Genomic DNA, 17,377 nt, shown 5'->3' on the forward strand with positions numbered 1-17,377 from the left:
ATAAGTGTGTCGAAACAATCAAAGCTAGCTGCAATAGCGGTAAATATCAAGAGGATAGCAGCAATAGTCTCCTCTTTTATATCTAGTTTTAAGGGAACTTTAGAAATGACAGACTATTTTTTACATTTGTCAAAATTTCTTGCGATTTAACGAAAAAAAGGACCAGTTTTTCACTGATCTCGGACGGGGTTATTGTCATGCAATAGTCTATGGATTATTCCCATACTCTTTCTAGGTAAAAGTACGAGGGGACAGATTATACATTGTCACTCACGTCAATATTGATAATAGGAAAGGAATTGGCCTTATAGAATATCTAGACAATACATATGCTAACAGCAACATACCATGCATGTGGAAGCCGTAACACTGCTTACAAAGTAAGCAGATGTAAGTCTCATATCAGGAATGACCAAGAGCATGAGAGAAGCGAAACGGGATTGGATACATTCTACGACGGAGTGTGGTATTGATAGAGAAGAAATAAGTTGAATCAGTGGTTTACAAGGTTTAGATAAAAATCAAAAGTAATATAAGTTCCCCTAGACAATATGTTTAGGGGATTTTGTTTTGGAGGAAAATAATTTCGCATAATGAGGTGTTTCACGATTTGAAAATCATTCCCTAAGCCAAAACGTGAGGTTTGGCATTTAGTACGATACCAGCCAAAGGAACTCCAAGTAAATCACAACTGCTTTTCAGGGTACAATAAGAGAATAAACGGCTAGTTATTGTTACTGAAGAAGCAGTAATAGTAAAGCGTATCTATCGAGAATACCATGAGGGGATCTAAGTTTACTACGAATCACTGGAGGATTGGAAACTGAAGGTATACTTACTGTAGCTAAAGAGCCAAAGTGGAGATCAGAGTCAGTTAATAAGGTTTTACAGGGAATGATAAGTATAGCAAATAGCTAAATGAATCGGCAAATACAGTTGACATCTAAGCGTAATTGTTATACCATATATTCAAAGTTGAATAATCAAACTTGAATATGCAATAGAAGGAGGAAATTGTTTGATAAAAATAATGTTATTAGGTTTATTACAACAAAGAGATTTGACTGGTTATGAAATCCTGCAATATTTAAAATTAAGTCATGCAGAAAGCTGGGCAGGTATTAAAATAGGTTCTATATATTATGCTCTCAATAAAATGGAAGAAGAAAACATAATAAAGATCCAATCTATTGAAAGTGTTGGAAATCGCTCGCGGACAATTTATTCGATTACTGAAAAAGGAGAACACTTTTTTGAAAGAAAACTAGAAGATACTCTCAGTCAAGTAGACCTTAATTTCCCCAATTCTTTATACACTGCTGTAACTTTTTTAGGAGAATTACCCTACGAAAAAGCAATAAAAGCTATAGATATCCACATAAAAAGTCTGGAAAAAGAGTTAGTAATTTGGAAAAAGGCTGAGAAAGCAAAAGAAGAAATACAATCAAAAAAATTGCCTAATTATATGAAAGCCCTGCTTAAAAATGGTTGTACTCACATAGAAGTCAACATAGACTTTTTAAAAGAAATAAAGGAGCTATTATCTAAAGAATCATTTGAAGTTCACTTACCAGACATAAATAAAATAGGAAATGGAGAAATTAATGATGGATCCTAAAATAATTTTATCTTCAACTAATCAGTTAATCGACCAGAATGTAAACTTGCAAATTACAGGATTGAAACCTAACCAACAGGTAAAGATACGTGCAGAAATGCAGGATGATGTGGAAAGAACATGGCATTCCTATGCAATTTTCACATCTGATCACGAAGGTAGAATTAATTTAGAAAAAGTAGCACCTGACGAAGGTTTTTACACCAATTGTGATCCTAATGGTTTGCTATGGTCTATGCAGTTAAAAGAAAGTAATGTTTATTTTCCTCCTATATTTTTAAAAATGAGTACTCGATCTCATAAGGTGAGTTTATATTTGTTAGTAGAAGATGAAGTAAAAGATAAAAGAGAAGTACAGTTTAACTTTACAAATTCTGATACTGAAGAAGAAAACATTGAAAATCCAATAATAGGAAAACTGTTTAAACCTAAAGAAAAAAATAACTTACCAGCGGTAATAATTATTGGGGGGTCTACTGGAGGACTCTTATGGGCAGAACAAATGGCAGCATTACTGAGTACTAAAGGATATGCAACTCTTGCTCTAAACTACTTTGATATTCAAAATGACAACTTACCAAGTGAACTCATTGAAATTAAAATAGAATATTTTAAAAAAGCACTTAACTGGCTCGAAGGTAAATCGGAAATTGACAAAAATAATATAAGCATAATGGGTATTTCTAAAGGGGCTGAACTATCATTACTGTTTGGGTCATATTTTTCTAAACATTTAGCTTCTATTATTGCTTATGTTCCTTCTTCCCATGTGTTTGAAGGAATTTCAATGGATGAGCATCAAACAAAATCATCATGGACTTATAATAACTATCCAATAGATTTTGTAAAGTACCCAGTGGATACAAAATTCTCAAAAGACATGAATCCCATGGACATACGTAAAATCCATGACGCTGCATTAAATACTTCTACTCCTAAACAATTAGAAAGCGCTCGTATACCAATTGAAAAAATAGAGTCTCCTATTCTGATGATCTCTGGAGAAAAAGATACTACTTGGTCTTCCTCAACAATGTGTAAAGATATGATGCAAACTTTAGAGAAAAATAATAATCTTTATCAATCAAAACACCTTTATTTTAATAATATGGGACACACTTTCTTTCTCCCCAATTTACCCCCTATGATTGATCACCCATCAGTCACAGCACAAGATGCTGCAAATGCTAACAAAAAAGCTTGGAATGCAACATTAAAATTTTTGGTGGATCATTTCAATTAGTTCTAGATGAATGGGTAACACAGAAGTGAAAAATTACAAGTATGGATTATAATAATTATTTTCATGATTACAAAATTACTTACTGTTCTGGATTAAGTATATATAACATTTTTATTTAAAACTAAATGAGCTTTTCAAATTAAAGGGGAAGAGGGTGGAAACTCCTATTCTTTCTGCGAAAAATTATCATCGTTCTACCAAAACCCATGTTGAGTCCTGTGTGTTGATAACAAAAGGCTAAGCTAAGGATAAATTTTAAAAGAATAATATTATTTTTAGATAGGTGTATGAGAATTGATTTTTCTAAGGTCACAATATTCAAATGATAAATCCCAATACCTTTAAAGCATTGGGATTTTATATGTGAGAATCTTATTAAATCTTGTAAGGTCAAAAAATCCCCCAATTGTCAAAGTGGGGATTTTTCGGGTTTTTTGGGGGGGGCAGCAGATTGAAAAGGTGTAATAATTAGTGAATTAGCAAAGTATGAGATAGTAAGGGTTTTGAAAATTTTTCTAAAAAAACAGATTTTTTATTGAACTATAAACTAATCAGCTTTTTATCTAACTCAGGAAAAACAAGCTTCTCCCCTAATATTCTATGACATATGTATCTGCTTGAAAAAGGTGGATGCATCAAGGGACGGTTCTCCTCATAACTAGAAAATACTGTATTCTAGTTTGAAAAACCATTTAAGTATACTTCTTAAAGCACTATTCAAAAACAGAGCTATCAGAAGTAAATCCTAGGAATTATATTTAATATTAAGATATGCTCACGACGGTTTCCGAAAAACCGAGAATGGCGCACATTTTGCATAGTAATACCTTCGCCCAAAGGTGACACATTATTACAAATTAAACACAAATCTTGCAAAATAACCTTGATAACGAGTAAATAATAGTATATAATTAAAATTGCCAACGATGGCAAAATGAAATTATATGAAAGGAGTTTCCGTATGAAAAAAGTGATTAGTGTTGTTATTATGTTAGTAGTGTTACTTACTGCATCAGCGTGTGGTCAAAAAGAAGGTAGTGATAAATTGATTATTTACTCCAATTCCCTAACTGATGGTCGTGGTGAATGGGTAGAGGAAAAGGCAAAAGAAGCAGGTTTTAATGTAACAACCGTACAGGTTGGAGGGGGAGATCTTGCAAATCGTCTTATTGCGGAAAAAAACAATCCAGTAGCTGATATAGTATTTGGATTAAATACTATGGGATTTGAAACTTTAAAAAAGGGAAATATTCTCGCTAAACATGTTCCTGTCTGGGCGGATAATATTGAAGAAGGAATGAACGATAATGATGGTTACTATCATTCATTAGTAAAACAAGCTATATTACTTATTTATAGTCAAGATTTATATAGTGAAGAAACAGGACCTCAAGATTGGCCAGATCTATGGGAAAACCCTGATTTTCATGGCAAGTACTTTTTGTTCCCAAGTCTATCAGGTGGAACTACAAGGGCAGTAATTTCTGGTATATTAGTACGATATTTGGATGAGAATGGAGAATTAGGTGTATCTGACGAAGGATGGGAAGCAATTAAGCAATTATATGACAACGGTTATATTGCAAAAGATGGCGAAGAGTTTTATGCTTTATTAGCTGGAGGAAAGACTCCAATGGGACAAATGTGGTCAAGTGGACTTGCTGCTAGAGAAGAACAATATGGAGTTAAATCTTATTATGCCAAACCTAAAATTGGTGTTCCGTATGTAGTAGAACAAATAGGCATTGTGGAAGGATCTTCAAACTTAGAGGAATCAAAGAGGTTTTTGGATTGGTTTGGTTCAGCTGAAATACAAGGACAATGGGCAGATAAGTTCTACTCATTACCTGCTAATAAGGAAGCCCTTTCAAGTGCTCCAGAGTATATTAGATCCATAGATGAATCTCTTTCTGTACAAGAAATAGATTGGGGATTTGTTGGCGACCATATAGATCAGTGGGCTGAAAAAATTGAGTTGGAGATTATGAAATAACGTAGTAATATTACATATTAGCCGAGCAAACTGTTCGGCTATCCCTATTAAATTATAACAAACATTATGAGGAGTAAAAATATGATTACTTTTGATGATATTAATATTATGTATGGAGACTTTATTGCTATAAAGGATCTCAATTTAACAATAAATGAAGGAGAATTTTTTACTTTATTAGGTCCTTCTGGTTGTGGCAAAACAACAACCTTACGTAGTTTAGTCGGATTTGTTAAACCATTTAGTGGCAATATTATTATAGAAGGGAACAGGGTGAATGATAAACCAATAGAGGAAAGAAACATAGGTATTGTATTTCAAAGTTATGCCCTATTTCCAACAATGAATGTATTTGACAATATTGCATTTGGACTAAAACTACAGAAAAAATCAAAGTGTGATATTGAAAAGAGTGTAAAAGATATAGCTATGAAGGTGGATCTAAATAAAGAACAATTAAGTAAAAAGGTATCGGAGCTGAGTGGTGGACAACAACAGCGAGTGGCTATAGCACGAGCTCTTGTCATGAAACCGAAAATTCTCGCGTTAGATGAACCACTCTCAAATTTAGATGCAAACTTGAGAGGTCAGCTAAGAGTTGAATTAAAAAGATTACAAAGAGAGTTTGGAATTACTACTATTTATGTAACACATGATCAAGAGGAAGCTCTAACCATATCTGATAGAATAGCAGTATTCAATAAAGGCTTCTTAGAACAAGTGGGGACACCTAAAGATATCTACAATAATTCTAAAACAGAATTTGTTACAAACTTTATTGGTGATATTAACTTATTACAAGTAAAGATAAAGACTGAATTAGGTGTTCCATTGGAGAACAAAGCATATATTAGGCTAGAGAAAGTATATTTAGAGCCTCCATTTGAAGATCTAACTAGATATCAAGCATTTGAAGTAATGGTATTAGAAAAAGAGTATTATGGCAATTACAGTAAATACACATTTAAATATAAGGAAGAGTTAGTAAGAAATTATGTAATGGAGAACGAGAGATATCAATTAAATGTTGGTGATAATACAAAGATATATATAGATAAAAAGGCAATTTTACAATTTAAGGAGTAGATATGAAAAATATGATTGCAAAATATAATAAAACAAACATATTACAATATTTTTTTCTGATAGGAATTACATGGCTTCTATTTGCTTTTCTTATTTTTCCTAATTTGAATCTAATAGTCGAAACTTTTACTAAAGATGGAAATTTTACAACAAGTGCTATTGATCGCCTCATTAAATCTGATAGAGCTATGCGCAGTTTAAGAAACAGTTTTATTTTAGCAGTGACTTTGTCTATTACGGTTAATGTCTTAGGCACATTTATAGTTTTGATCTCAGATTATTTTAAAATTAAAGGTAGCAAAATTTTAAAAATTGGTTATAGCAGTACTCTCGTATATGGTGGTATCGCATTAGCGTCAGGATATCTTTTTGTCTATGGTGATTCAGGTGTAATAACCAAAATTTTAATTTCACTTTTTCCAAATCTGAGTCCTCATTGGTTTGAAGGATATGGGGCAGTGACATTTGTAATGACTTTCGCCTTAACAAGTTACCATATAATATTTTTATCAGATGCACTGAAGAATATTGATTATCAAACTATTGAAGCAGCTAAAAGTATGGGGGCATCTACTTGGTCTATATTAGCAAAAGTCGTCCTACCTGTTTTAAGACCCAATTATTTCGCAATAACTATATTAATTATATTAACTGGATTAGGAGCTACTTCTGCTCCTTTGATGATAGGAGGAGAAAGCTTTCAAACAATAAATCCCATGATTATTAGGTTTTCTAAAAGTATAGCTTCTCGTGACATAGCAACCGTTTTATCATTAGTGTTAGGTCTAGCAACAATATTAATTCTATTTATTTCAAAGAAAATCGAATCAAGATATAATTATATGTCTGTATCAAAAGTTAAAACACTATTAATCAAGCAAAAAATTGAGAACCCTGTATTAAATTTGTTAATACATATTATCGCATATTTTATATTTGCTATATATATTATGCCTATATTATTAATTTTTATTTATTCTTTTACTGACGGTTATACAATAGCTACTGGTAATATAAATATAGAATCTTTTACGCTAGAAAATTATACATCACTACTACTTCAGCCTTCTTCATATAAACCTTATTTAACTAGTATTACTTATTCAGCATTAGCAGCTTTTATTGTGGGAAGTTTAATTTTAGTTCTTGCTAGATATATAAGAAGCGGAAAATCAAGATACCGTAATATCATAGATTACGCTCTAATGACCCCATGGCTTCTACCATCAACTCTCATTGCTATGGGACTTATAGTTACATATGATACAAAAAGGTTATTGTTATTTGGACAGGTATTAACTGGTACAACTATTATGCTTTTAGTTGGATATATAATTATAAAGATTCCATTCACTTTGCGTATGACTAATGCTGCTTTATATAATGTTGATCATTCACTTGAAGAAGCGGCACAAAGCATGGGAGCTAATAAATTTTATATCTTCCGTAAAATAGTATTTCCGGTAATTCGTCCGTTTATACTTGCTATTTTTGTACTAAATTTTAATTCTCTATTAGCAGACTATGATTTATCTGTTTTGCTGTATCACCCTCTGTATGAACCGCTAGGAATTGTAATTAAGAATAACGCTGAAAGTCAGATTAATCCAAACGCCCAAGCTCTTGTTTTGGTGTACTCGGTGATATTAATGGTTATATCAACAATATCACTAGTCTCTGTTTATAGTAAGCAAAAGAAGGTTATTTAACTGGAGGAAAGTATATATGAAAAATTTTAAAAGTGATTTTATTAGAGAAAGAATACGTTCCTATAATCAATACTATCGCTTTGAATTTTTTGAGTTTAATATTGATTTTTCAAAAGGTAAACATTTTATAAAAGATAAAATTGTTGAGAATTATTCTGTAGATGTTTTAGCGAAAAACGAATATTTCAAAGAGATTGAAAACTATTTCATGAAGAACCCACAATACAATACAAAAACAAACTTAGATATTTACTCCGACTTAATTAAAATAAGAAGAGATGTTTTCCCACACTTTGAGATAATTAATAAATATTCTCAGGATAATATTATACAAATTAAATTAATCGATCTAGCATTTTATAATGTTGATGTTGATAATCGTAATTCATTACGTCTTGTTTGGGAAGAAAAAAGGTTTTGGCATATTATAAGTAATAAAACAATAATAATTGTGAGTGAGCATATTACTCAACTTGAAATGATGCTTAAACTATTAGAAATCGAGGGTATACAAGATAGAATAATTATTATAGGAAAAAAAAACAAGAAAATATTTGAGCCTACGTATGAAGAGCTATATAAGCTAGTCAATTTATATAAGGGATTAAATATTGAGATTTCTTTAGACGAATCAGAAATACCATATGTAAATCCACATCATCCTATATTTTATGGTGCAAATACAATCTCTATACTCCTGGGTGAATTAAGTTTATATCGTGTAAATGATATTCCTGGCAATAAAGTTATAATAGGAAACGCTTCCAATACATACTCTCAAAGTTTCACTAATCTACCTGAAATGTATGGTGAGGGGATACATCCTTTTCTGGCATATATTAAAGAAAATGATTCTGCTTACAAAAATTGTATTATGGTAGAAAAAGGTGAATATTCTTTGTACCATTATGTGCATGGCCTTCACTTAAATAAAGAAGTATTAACTTATCATTATTATGAATATGACATAGCTAAGCCGATTCAAATTCCTCAGTTTGTAAAAATTTACAATAAGACTAATCCCAAATTGCAATATGCTGGAGTTGCAATAAAGCCTGAAGAATTGATGAGTATAGATTTTGTGACATCATATAAAACTCAAAAAGAGTTAGTTTATCCTAGATCATATTTTAAAAATTTACCTGGAGAATACATTTACTTAAATGGACTCTACTTTTTTACAGAAAAACTCCGAGATGAATATAATTCAACTCTTTCAAGTTTTGAAAATAAATTAGAAATGAAAAACTTTTATATGGATTATTTATATTATAGTGACCACATTGAACTGCCACCATTATTTAACAAAGCGTTCATTGGAATTACTATTGATGGTGATATTATAGCAGAAAATAGGAACCTAGTTTCGGGTACTCTTAAATTGATGAATAAAACTTATAACTTTGATGAAAATCAAGTTAATCCTATTGATTATGAGCAGGAATTTTTCATAATAACACCATTTGATACTAATATAGAAGAAAAGCTGGAGAATCGCTTTAATTTAGTTTTCATAAATAATATAATGCAAGACTTTTTTTATGGCAGAAGACAAGTCCCACCGACTGCGATTGTTTTGTCATTTGAAAATTTTAACTTTAACCAATTAAACAATTTTGATTCAGTTTCAATGGAGATTAACATGAATAGACCTGAGAAAATATCGAAAAGCTTATGGGATAATGTTATTATTGCTGCTGGAGGAGGAACATTTTTATATAAGGATGGAGTTAATCTAGTAAAAACTAATACAAGTCTTTTAAAAAGTTTTGAAAAAGAAGGTTGGTTACACGAAAACTCATTAAAATCTCAAGAAACAATTGTACATGAATTTGTAAGAGGTCCACGTAGTGTTATTGGGAAGACAGTGTCTGGGGAGATGCTATTATATTCATTTTCTGGTAGAATTAATAATAGTGAGGGCGTGAGATTTGATGAGGTAGTCGATCATATACTGAGTGAATACAAGGATTTAGATTGGCTTGTGAATTTAGACGGAGGTGCTTCTAGTTGTATAGGGTATGTTAACGATGGTGTTTTTACAGAGTTAAATATACCATGTGCTTCTAAATATAATGCTACAGGTATGGTAAGACCTGTTAATTCCTTTTTTGTGTTTCGTCTAAAATCTCATACCCTAAAATAATATTAATAGAGGTAGGTATTATGAAAAAAAGCTTAACTATTAAAGATATCAGTGAGTTATCTGGAGTATCTGTTAGAACTGTATCCAGAGTGATTAATAATCATCCAAATGTTAGTCCCAAAACCAGAGAAAAGGTTCAAGAAATACTAAATGAAACTAATTTTAATGTAAATATCTTTGCGAAAAATTTACGGGTGAAATCAATATATCATGTAATTGTGAGTGTAGAAAATCAAAATACTCCATATATAGGACAATGGTATATGAATCTTTTTCAGAGCTTAAATAAATTTGCTAAGAAATATGGCTACAATCTTATTCTTCATCAAGTTAACCATTCAGACGAAGATTGCAACTCGATTTTTTCTCAAGGATTAGGCGATGGTCTATTACAGCTAAACACCAGGAAGAAACCATCTAGATGTCAAGCTCAATTGGACTTAAGTCTACCTACAGTAACGCTAGGAAAAACTTTAGTGAACAGAAGTATTCCTTATGTAGATATTGATAACTATGATGCCATATTTAACGCAGTTAGCTATTTAAAACAACTTGGTTGTAAAAGCATACAGTTTTATTTAGGAAGCTTAGATTATACTGTAAATGAAGAAAGACAACAAGGATTTTTAGATAGTGTTTCACAGCATAAATTAGAATTTGAATTATTCACAGATATTCGCACATTTGAAGATGCATACAATCTTGTAATGAACTTACCTGAAGAAAAGATTCCCGATGGCATCATAATTTCTGGTGATGAAAAGTCCATTGGTGTTTTAAAAGCTTTACGTATGAGAAAGATATCTATTCCAGATAAAGTTAAAGTTATTGGATTTGATGGAATTCCTATCTCGGAATATTTTTCACCATCACTTACCACAATTAATCAAAATTCAAGTGAAATTGCAGAAGCGATGATTGAATCTCTTAGAGATATTTTTGAAGGAAGATTACCAAAATCCAAAATTATTAAAAGTAATTTAGTTATTAGAGAGACAACTGAGCATACAGCTAATTATAAGGAGTGATATTATGAAGTTGGCTATTGTAATAAACGTATTTGTGGCGGAAGATAGAGGCGTAATTCATACTTTTGATCATCCCACATTTCTTGATGATTTTGAAAAGGTAGAGACATTGACTCATACCATTAATTCTATTAATGAATTAAATCCAATTGATACAGAAGTAAAATTGTATATATTTGGTATTGATGTCTCAAAAACAACTAAGAATGACAATATTATCAAGTGTAAAATTAGTAAAATTCTTCAAAACACCAGATTCCCTTATGAGATTATTACAAATCGAGATATTTACTTCAACAGAGAAAAATATGATTCAGATATTTTTTCAGTTGAGAACTATTCCACTATTAGAAATCAAGGATTCTTGTATGCTTCTAAAGACAATATTGACTATTTGATACAAATTGATGATGATGAAATCCTAAGAAAAGACTATCTAATAAAAGTTAAGGCGCTAGTGAATGAGCATAATGATAAGTACATCTTTACGGCACCATATGAAAAAAACGGTACTGTTATGATTACGGCTAAAGATGATTTAATTAGTTGGAAAAAATTTACATCCATGAATAAAGATATGATAAAACTTATGCGTGATGATACAATCAAAGAATCTTTATTTGGTTTTGGTGGAAACATGATTATTCAAAAAAATGTTTTTGAAACTATATGTTATCCTGAAGATGTTACAAGAGGAGAAGATTTTTCGTTTTTATTAGCCGCAAGGTTGATTTATGAAAATGGAAATTCAATTAGCAATATCAGTCAATATGACACACGATATCGTTCGTATTTTGTTCCGGACAAAACTCTAACAATAATACATAAACCGCCTTATGAAGCTAAGAAAGATTATTTATTTTACATTGAGAAAAATCTTACACGTTTTATATATGACTGGGGGAGATTTAAATCTCAATCTAATTTTAATGGGGATGATTTAGAAACATTATCATATTATATGAGCGAGATGATTAACCATGAAAATATGAGAGTCAAGACAGATGAAATACTAGAGGAGTTATCTATAAAATATGAAAAAGATAGCCTTATTGAGTTAAGAAATAAGTTATATTATACAATAGAACATGCTAGTAAGAATAATTTATTCAATATATTCAAAAATAGACAACAAGAGTATATCAATATTGTGAAAAGATTCAAATCATCAAAAAGAAATGAGTAACAAGATTTCTTAACATCAGCGTTTCGAGTTTTCACTAAGTGCAGTGTTGATGTACAGGATATACAACAAGTATTAGTATATCTCAGGAAAATAATTCATGTGGAGAGGAACATATGAGGTGAATAAATAATGCCAGGGGGACGGGTAATTGACACATTGAGGTGCCAAATCCCCGTCCCTTTGACATGCTTTAAAAAAGTAAATCCATTGAGTGCTTCTTTGTAGGTAAGACATACTACAGAAATGAGAAAAGTTCCTAATTTTGATTAAAGTTTTGTTCCATTTTAAGAAATTATCATTGATATTTTAGTCTATATAGTATAGACTAAAATATATAGTCGATATTGAATAGACCAAGGAGGTTTGTCATGAAGGAATATAAACTTGCAGAAAGTGAAGAAAAGTTTGCAGAATTAATCTGGCGGAAGGAGCCAATAGGCTCCGGCGACCTTGTGAAGCTAAGTGAAAAAGAAATGAACTGGAAAAAGTCTACAACATATACAGTACTGAAAAAGTTATGTGGAAAGGGTATTTTTCAAAATGAAAATGCTGTAGTTTCGTCTCTAATTACAAAGGATGAATATTACGCTAAGCAAAGTATACTTTTTGTTGAGGATACCTTTGGAGGATCTTTGCCGAAATTTTTAACCGCTTTTATCGGAGGGAAAAAAATAAGTAAAAACCAAGCTGAAGAGTTGAAAAAATTGATTGATGAACACAAGGAGGGGTAGCAATGAGTGAACTATTTCTCACTGTATTAAATATGAGCCTTACGGCAAGCTATGTAATCCTTTTTGTGATACTTGTCAGACTAATACTGAAAAAAGCTCCAAAAGTCATCTCCTATGCCTTATGGGGTGTGGTTGCCTTTCGTCTTATAATGCCATTTTCTTTTGAAAGCATGTTTAGTCTTATGCCATGGAATACGAATACTGTTACAATCCCCCATGATATCATCTATCAGCAAAGTCCGCAGATTAATAGTGGAATTGAAGTAGTTGATTCCTTTGTAAACAGTTCGCTTCATGTGGCGACTAATGGGGCAAGTGTAAATCCACTGCAGATATATACAGAAATAGGTGGTTACATATGGATTTTAGGAATAATGGTGTTGCTTATATATAGTGTAGTATCCGTTTTACAATTAAAAAGACAGCTAAAAAGTGCACAGTTAATAGAGAAAAATATCTTCGAAGCTAAGAATTTGAGAACACCATTTGTGCTTGGATTAATAAAACCCAAGATTTATTTACCGGTTGGGCTTAACGTTGAAGAAAGAAGATATATTTTGCTACATGAAGAGACCCATATCCATCGAAAAGACCATATCATTAAAGTATTAGCTTTTATAATATTGTCCATCCACTGGTTTAATCCCCTTGTGTGGATTGCATTCATGTTGATGAGTACAGATATGGAGCTTTCTTGTGATGAAAGAGTACTGAAAGAAATGGACGGAGAAATCAAAAAAACCTATGCTAATTCTTTATTGGCCCTTGCTAATGGAAGGCATATTCTAAATGGAAGTCCCCTTGCTTTTGGCGAGGGAAATGTGAAGGGAAGGATTAAAAACGTGTTAAATTATAAAAAGCCTAAATTTTTGGTGATTGTTTTATCGGTTATTATTGCAACAGTTGTTGGGATTGGACTTTTGGCAAATCCTGAAAGCTGGAATTCTGGTTATCTGGTAAAGAATGGTGAAAATTCATCTATGCCTAGATTAATAACAGGATATATAGTAATAGAAGATAACCTACTATATCTTGATGAGGTTGAAATCATTACAAGGGAAGATAAAGAGCGAATAGAAGAACTTGATTTGAATGCTGATATGCCCAATGGTTATCACATTTATAATGAAGACATAGAAAAACAAACTTTTGAAATCACAAATGAGACAACATATACCTTTTTTGACTATCTCCGTCTATTTATCAAAGACGAAGACAGTGACAGACTATATATTACGACGAAAAAAGAAGAGTTTATTCTTCATTTAAATGAATCATATTATGACTCACCACCAGCGCAAAAGGTTCCATTTTTTATTGAAGAAAAAGATGGTAAGGTAATAAATATTACAGAAAAATTTGAATTTACCATTTAACTTTATTGGCACAAGAACACAAGGGGACGTTTTGGGACCAGTTTTTCACTGGTCCCAAAACGTCCCCTTGGCAGCTGTGTATTGACAAATATAAGCTAATCAGTTATCATATTGAATATAAATTCATTGAATAAATATTCAGTGAAGAGCATTTGATGTTATACCTTCAATTTAAACTAGAAGTAATGCATTCTACAAAAAATTTAATTAATAGGGAGTTAAACATGAGTACAAGAGCAGAGCAAAAAGAAAAAAGGCGTCTGGAAATTCTAAAAGTAAGTCTGGATTTATTTATCCGTAAAGGTTATGCAGCCACGAAAATCACTGATATTGCACAAGAAGCAAATATGAGTGTTGGCTTATTATTTCATTATTTTCCATCGAAAGATAAACTTTATGAGGAGTTAATAAGAATTGGAATGTCCGGTCCTAAAATGGTGATGGCAGAAGACCAAAGCGATCCACTGACATTCTTTGAATCAACTGCAAAAAACATATTGCATTACGCAGTTAGTGATCCATTTGTTGCAAAAATGTTTGTTTTAATAAGACAAGCTGAGTACAACGATGCTATACCAGAGAATATTAAAGAGTTATTGCAATTGGATGACACTTATACACAATCTGCGCTATTAATGGAAAAAGGCCAACAAAATAAAACCATACGGCAGGGTAACACAACAGCACTTACAATAGCATTTTGGGCTGCGATACAAGGCGTCTGTGAAGCACTGGCACTTGATCCAACCACACCTTGCCCGGAAAGTGATTGGATTGTGGATATAATAAGGAGGAAATAATCATGAAGAAAGTCATTGTTGTTGGTGCAGGCATCGCTGGCATGTCAGCCGGAATATATGCTTTACAGAGCGGATTTGATGTTACTATATTGGAACAACACACGATTCCTGGTGGAAATTGTACCAGCTGGAGACGAAAGGGGTATTTATTTGAAGGAGCCCTCCACTGGTTAACTGGATCTTCTAAAAAAACTCACTTAAATCACGTGTGGCGTAATGTAGGAGCTTTGAATGATAACACAAAAATACATTTAAAGGATTCTTTGTACACATGTTATTATCATGGGCAGGAGGTTTGTTTTTATCGGGATCCAGATAAATTGAGACATCATTTATTAGCGGTTTCACCAGAGGATGCCAAGGAAATTAAATCACTTTACAAAGACATTAAACGCTTTATGAATTTCAAGGTGCCAGTGATAGATATAAAAGGAGTTAAGGTAAACCAAAAAAGTAAAATGAGCCCATTAGAATTAATGAAAATGATAAGAATATTACCTAAAATAATAGCCTTTAACAAAATTTCAGTAGAAGATTACAGTCAAAAATTCAAGCATCCTGCCATAAGAGAACTACTTCTAAATATCGTTGGAGAAACCTTAACAGCCAGTGCTCTTTTCTTTACCCTAGGTTGTTTAGCTGCAGGTGATGGTGGTTATGTTGAGGGTGGATCATTAGTGATGACTGAAAATATGGCAAAGAGATTTAAAGGGCTTGGTGGAGAGATAATGTATTCCAGCCCTGTAGAAAAAGTGATAGTAGTAAAGGACGAGGTAGTTGGGGTATTGGTTAATGGTAAGGAAATTATATCAGATGCAGTCATCGTTACTGCTGATACGTTAACTTCTACACAAAAACTGTTCGAAACTCCTTTGAAGGAGCCTTGGATGGAGGAAATGCGCAAAAATGTAAAGTTTATGGCCAATACATTTGTGAGTATAGGCGTAGAGTGTGACCTATCTGATTTACCAGAAGGTATGATATTTCCACTACAAAAACCATTCACTTTTGCTGGCGAGGACTTTCGAACCTTGAGTCTACACAATTATGCCAGTTACAAGGGATATGCTCCTATAGGTTGTAGTGCCCTAACAACAATATTCATGGGAGATACTTATGAATATTGGAAAGCTAAAAGGAATAGTGGAGAGTATGAACTAGAAAAAGAAAAACTTGCAAAATCTGTAGTTCATTTACTAGAAGATAAACTCCCTCAGACCAAAGGAAAGGTAAAGGTAATTGATATTGCAACACCTCTTACCTATGAGCGTTACTGTGGAACAATGCATGGGTCGTGGATGACACTTATGGAAAAAGAAGATAAAATGGTTACCTATCCTTCTATTTCTCAATATATAAAAAATCTTTACTTTGCTGGGCAACGGTTACAGACTCCAGGTGGGTTGCCAGTTGCAGTTGATACAGGTCGTAAAGCAGTACAACATCTTTGTAAGGATGCGCAGGTTGTGTTCCAAGGCAAAGTAGATTAATCGAAGGGACGGTTCTGTTGATTAGACATCAAAACCCTATAAAGGTAGTACTTGTAAAAAAGCCTCAAGGTAGGAAGTGGAGTAGTTATTCAGGATACTATGGAAAGTTATCATATCCCCAGAGACTATTAGATAGTGGCTGATAATGGGATTATTCGCAGTTGATAAGGAGATATCAATAAAAACATTTAGAAAATTTAATGAGGAAGAGATAATCGCAAGAACCGTCCCTGCGATTAAAGAGTAAGTCAGAAAAAGAACTATTATCTCAAGAATTAAAAAGAATAAGAGAGTGTAAAGAATGGTATAAGCTAGCAGATTATCTTAATCTTGACTTGGATTTGCCACGTCCAGCCCAAAACAATGATAGCGATATCAGCCTCGAGACAAAGGCGGAGGTTACTTCTCATAAATCCTCTGCAAAGATTTGGATTACTCCTTCAAATATTGCTACTTATGATGTAATTTCTGCTTTTCAGAACTTTACTGAAATTGATTGGCGGCAGAGTGCAAACTATAGAGTTGGAGATATAATATACATTTATTGTGCATAGCCGTATCAACGTATCATGTTCCAGACAAAAGTATTAAAAGTAAATATACCTTTTAATGATACAATTGATGATAAAGAATTTTGGACTGATTCTAAAGAAAGAGAACTAGCCAAGAACCGTTGGTCTACCGATACGTCTAAAAGAGTAACATGTTCATAAAAGATTTGAAGGCTTGGGTGCTGTCCACTATTTTCTATGGACGCAATATATCGAGGAGCAATATTTATTTTACTTGCTACTTCGTTTCTTGATAATCCCTTTGCTTTTCTTGCTGCTTTTATGGCTTGACCGAAAGCCTCAAAATCGTATTTGTCGATTTTTCGCTTCATATTGTTTCACCCTACTACATTTTACTGTTCATATCTGTTTTTAGATATGATTACACATATCATAGTACTGACTGTAATAGAGCATATT

13 protein-coding genes are annotated in these 17,377 nt (G+C 32.4%); 12 read left to right on the forward strand and 1 reads right to left on the reverse strand.

Annotation, left to right across the window (positions count from 1 at the left end; genetic code table 11):
* The first annotated feature begins 1,018 nt into the window (after positions 1-1,018).
* The 12 genes from BLP68_RS19525 to BLP68_RS19580 all read left to right on the forward strand — a co-directional run bounded on the left by BLP68_RS19525 (position 1,019) and on the right by BLP68_RS19580 (position 16,406).
* On the forward strand, positions 1,019-1,618 hold the full coding sequence (locus BLP68_RS19525; protein WP_091547274.1) for a PadR family transcriptional regulator: 600 nt from the start codon (positions 1,019-1,021) through the stop codon (positions 1,616-1,618).
* Entirely contained in the window at positions 1,608-2,861 is a 1,254-nt protein-coding gene (locus BLP68_RS19530; protein WP_176759124.1) for an acyl-CoA thioesterase/bile acid-CoA:amino acid N-acyltransferase family protein, read from the forward strand. Before BLP68_RS19525 ends, BLP68_RS19530 begins: the two co-directional genes overlap by 11 nt.
* Before the next feature lie 961 nt (positions 2,862-3,822).
* Entirely contained in the window at positions 3,823-4,854 is a 1,032-nt protein-coding gene (locus BLP68_RS19535; RefSeq protein WP_091547277.1) for an extracellular solute-binding protein, read from the forward strand.
* Between the two features lie 81 nt (positions 4,855-4,935).
* Complete coding sequence (locus BLP68_RS19540; RefSeq protein ID WP_091547279.1) at positions 4,936-5,940, forward strand: ABC transporter ATP-binding protein; 1,005 nt, start codon at positions 4,936-4,938, stop codon at positions 5,938-5,940.
* A 2-nt stretch (positions 5,941-5,942) separates the two neighbouring features.
* Complete coding sequence (locus BLP68_RS19545; RefSeq protein ID WP_091547280.1) at positions 5,943-7,649, forward strand: ABC transporter permease; 1,707 nt, start codon at positions 5,943-5,945, stop codon at positions 7,647-7,649.
* A gap of 16 nt (positions 7,650-7,665) precedes the next feature.
* A complete protein-coding gene (locus BLP68_RS19550; RefSeq protein ID WP_091547282.1) occupies positions 7,666-9,795 on the forward strand; it encodes a phosphodiester glycosidase family protein in 2,130 nt (709 codons plus the stop codon).
* A 20-nt stretch (positions 9,796-9,815) separates the two neighbouring features.
* On the forward strand, positions 9,816-10,823 hold the full coding sequence (locus tag BLP68_RS19555; protein ID WP_091547283.1) for a LacI family DNA-binding transcriptional regulator: 1,008 nt from the start codon (positions 9,816-9,818) through the stop codon (positions 10,821-10,823).
* Positions 10,824-10,827: 4 nt separating this feature from the next.
* Positions 10,828-12,009 (forward strand): glycosyltransferase family 2 protein, encoded by a 1,182-nt coding sequence (locus tag BLP68_RS19560; protein ID WP_091547285.1) that lies wholly within the window; start codon positions 10,828-10,830, stop codon positions 12,007-12,009.
* A gap of 368 nt (positions 12,010-12,377) precedes the next feature.
* Positions 12,378-12,740: a BlaI/MecI/CopY family transcriptional regulator gene (locus tag BLP68_RS19565; RefSeq protein WP_091547286.1), complete on the forward strand. Its 363-nt coding sequence runs from the start codon at positions 12,378-12,380 to the stop codon at positions 12,738-12,740.
* A gap of 2 nt (positions 12,741-12,742) precedes the next feature.
* Complete coding sequence (locus BLP68_RS19570) at positions 12,743-14,116, forward strand: M56 family metallopeptidase (protein ID WP_091547288.1); 1,374 nt, start codon at positions 12,743-12,745, stop codon at positions 14,114-14,116.
* 224 nt (positions 14,117-14,340) lie between these two features.
* Entirely contained in the window at positions 14,341-14,916 is a 576-nt protein-coding gene (locus tag BLP68_RS19575; RefSeq protein ID WP_091547289.1) for a TetR/AcrR family transcriptional regulator, read from the forward strand.
* 2 nt (positions 14,917-14,918) lie between these two features.
* Positions 14,919-16,406, forward strand: a complete 1,488-nt coding sequence (locus BLP68_RS19580; protein ID WP_091547291.1) for a phytoene desaturase family protein — start codon at positions 14,919-14,921, stop codon at positions 16,404-16,406.
* Positions 16,407-16,965: 559 nt separating this feature from the next.
* Here the strand turns inward: BLP68_RS19580 and BLP68_RS19585 are convergent.
* The gene (locus BLP68_RS19585; RefSeq protein ID WP_091547292.1) at positions 16,966-17,289 is read right to left on the reverse strand and encodes a helix-turn-helix domain-containing protein; all 324 of its coding nucleotides are present in this window, start codon (positions 17,287-17,289) and stop codon (positions 16,966-16,968) included.
* Positions 17,290-17,377: the final 88 nt, after the last annotated feature.

It is taken from the genome of Alkaliphilus peptidifermentans DSM 18978 (genome assembly GCF_900101495.1).
GTDB lineage: Bacteria > Bacillota > Clostridia > Peptostreptococcales > Natronincolaceae > Alkaliphilus_C > Alkaliphilus_C peptidifermentans.

What these genes read in the sequence shown, in the direction of transcription:
- BLP68_RS19530 (WP_176759124.1), top strand. Translation starts at nt 1,608, where the DNA reads ATGGATCCTAAAATAATTTTATCTTCAACTAATCAGTTAATCGACCAG.
- BLP68_RS19535 (WP_091547277.1), top strand. Translation starts at nt 3,823, where the DNA reads ATGAAAAAAGTGATTAGTGTTGTTATTATGTTAGTAGTGTTACTTACT.
- BLP68_RS19540 (WP_091547279.1), top strand. Translation starts at nt 4,936, where the DNA reads ATGATTACTTTTGATGATATTAATATTATGTATGGAGACTTTATTGCT.
- BLP68_RS19545 (WP_091547280.1), top strand. Translation starts at nt 5,943, where the DNA reads ATGAAAAATATGATTGCAAAATATAATAAAACAAACATATTACAATAT.
- BLP68_RS19550 (WP_091547282.1), top strand. Translation starts at nt 7,666, where the DNA reads ATGAAAAATTTTAAAAGTGATTTTATTAGAGAAAGAATACGTTCCTAT.
- BLP68_RS19555 (WP_091547283.1), top strand. Translation starts at nt 9,816, where the DNA reads ATGAAAAAAAGCTTAACTATTAAAGATATCAGTGAGTTATCTGGAGTA.
- BLP68_RS19560 (WP_091547285.1), top strand. Translation starts at nt 10,828, where the DNA reads ATGAAGTTGGCTATTGTAATAAACGTATTTGTGGCGGAAGATAGAGGC.
- BLP68_RS19565 (WP_091547286.1), top strand. Translation starts at nt 12,378, where the DNA reads ATGAAGGAATATAAACTTGCAGAAAGTGAAGAAAAGTTTGCAGAATTA.
- BLP68_RS19570 (WP_091547288.1), top strand. Translation starts at nt 12,743, where the DNA reads ATGAGTGAACTATTTCTCACTGTATTAAATATGAGCCTTACGGCAAGC.
- BLP68_RS19575 (WP_091547289.1), top strand. Translation starts at nt 14,341, where the DNA reads ATGAGTACAAGAGCAGAGCAAAAAGAAAAAAGGCGTCTGGAAATTCTA.
- BLP68_RS19580 (WP_091547291.1), top strand. Translation starts at nt 14,919, where the DNA reads ATGAAGAAAGTCATTGTTGTTGGTGCAGGCATCGCTGGCATGTCAGCC.
- BLP68_RS19585 (WP_091547292.1), bottom strand. Translation starts at nt 17,289, where the DNA reads ATGAAGCGAAAAATCGACAAATACGATTTTGAGGCTTTCGGTCAAGCC.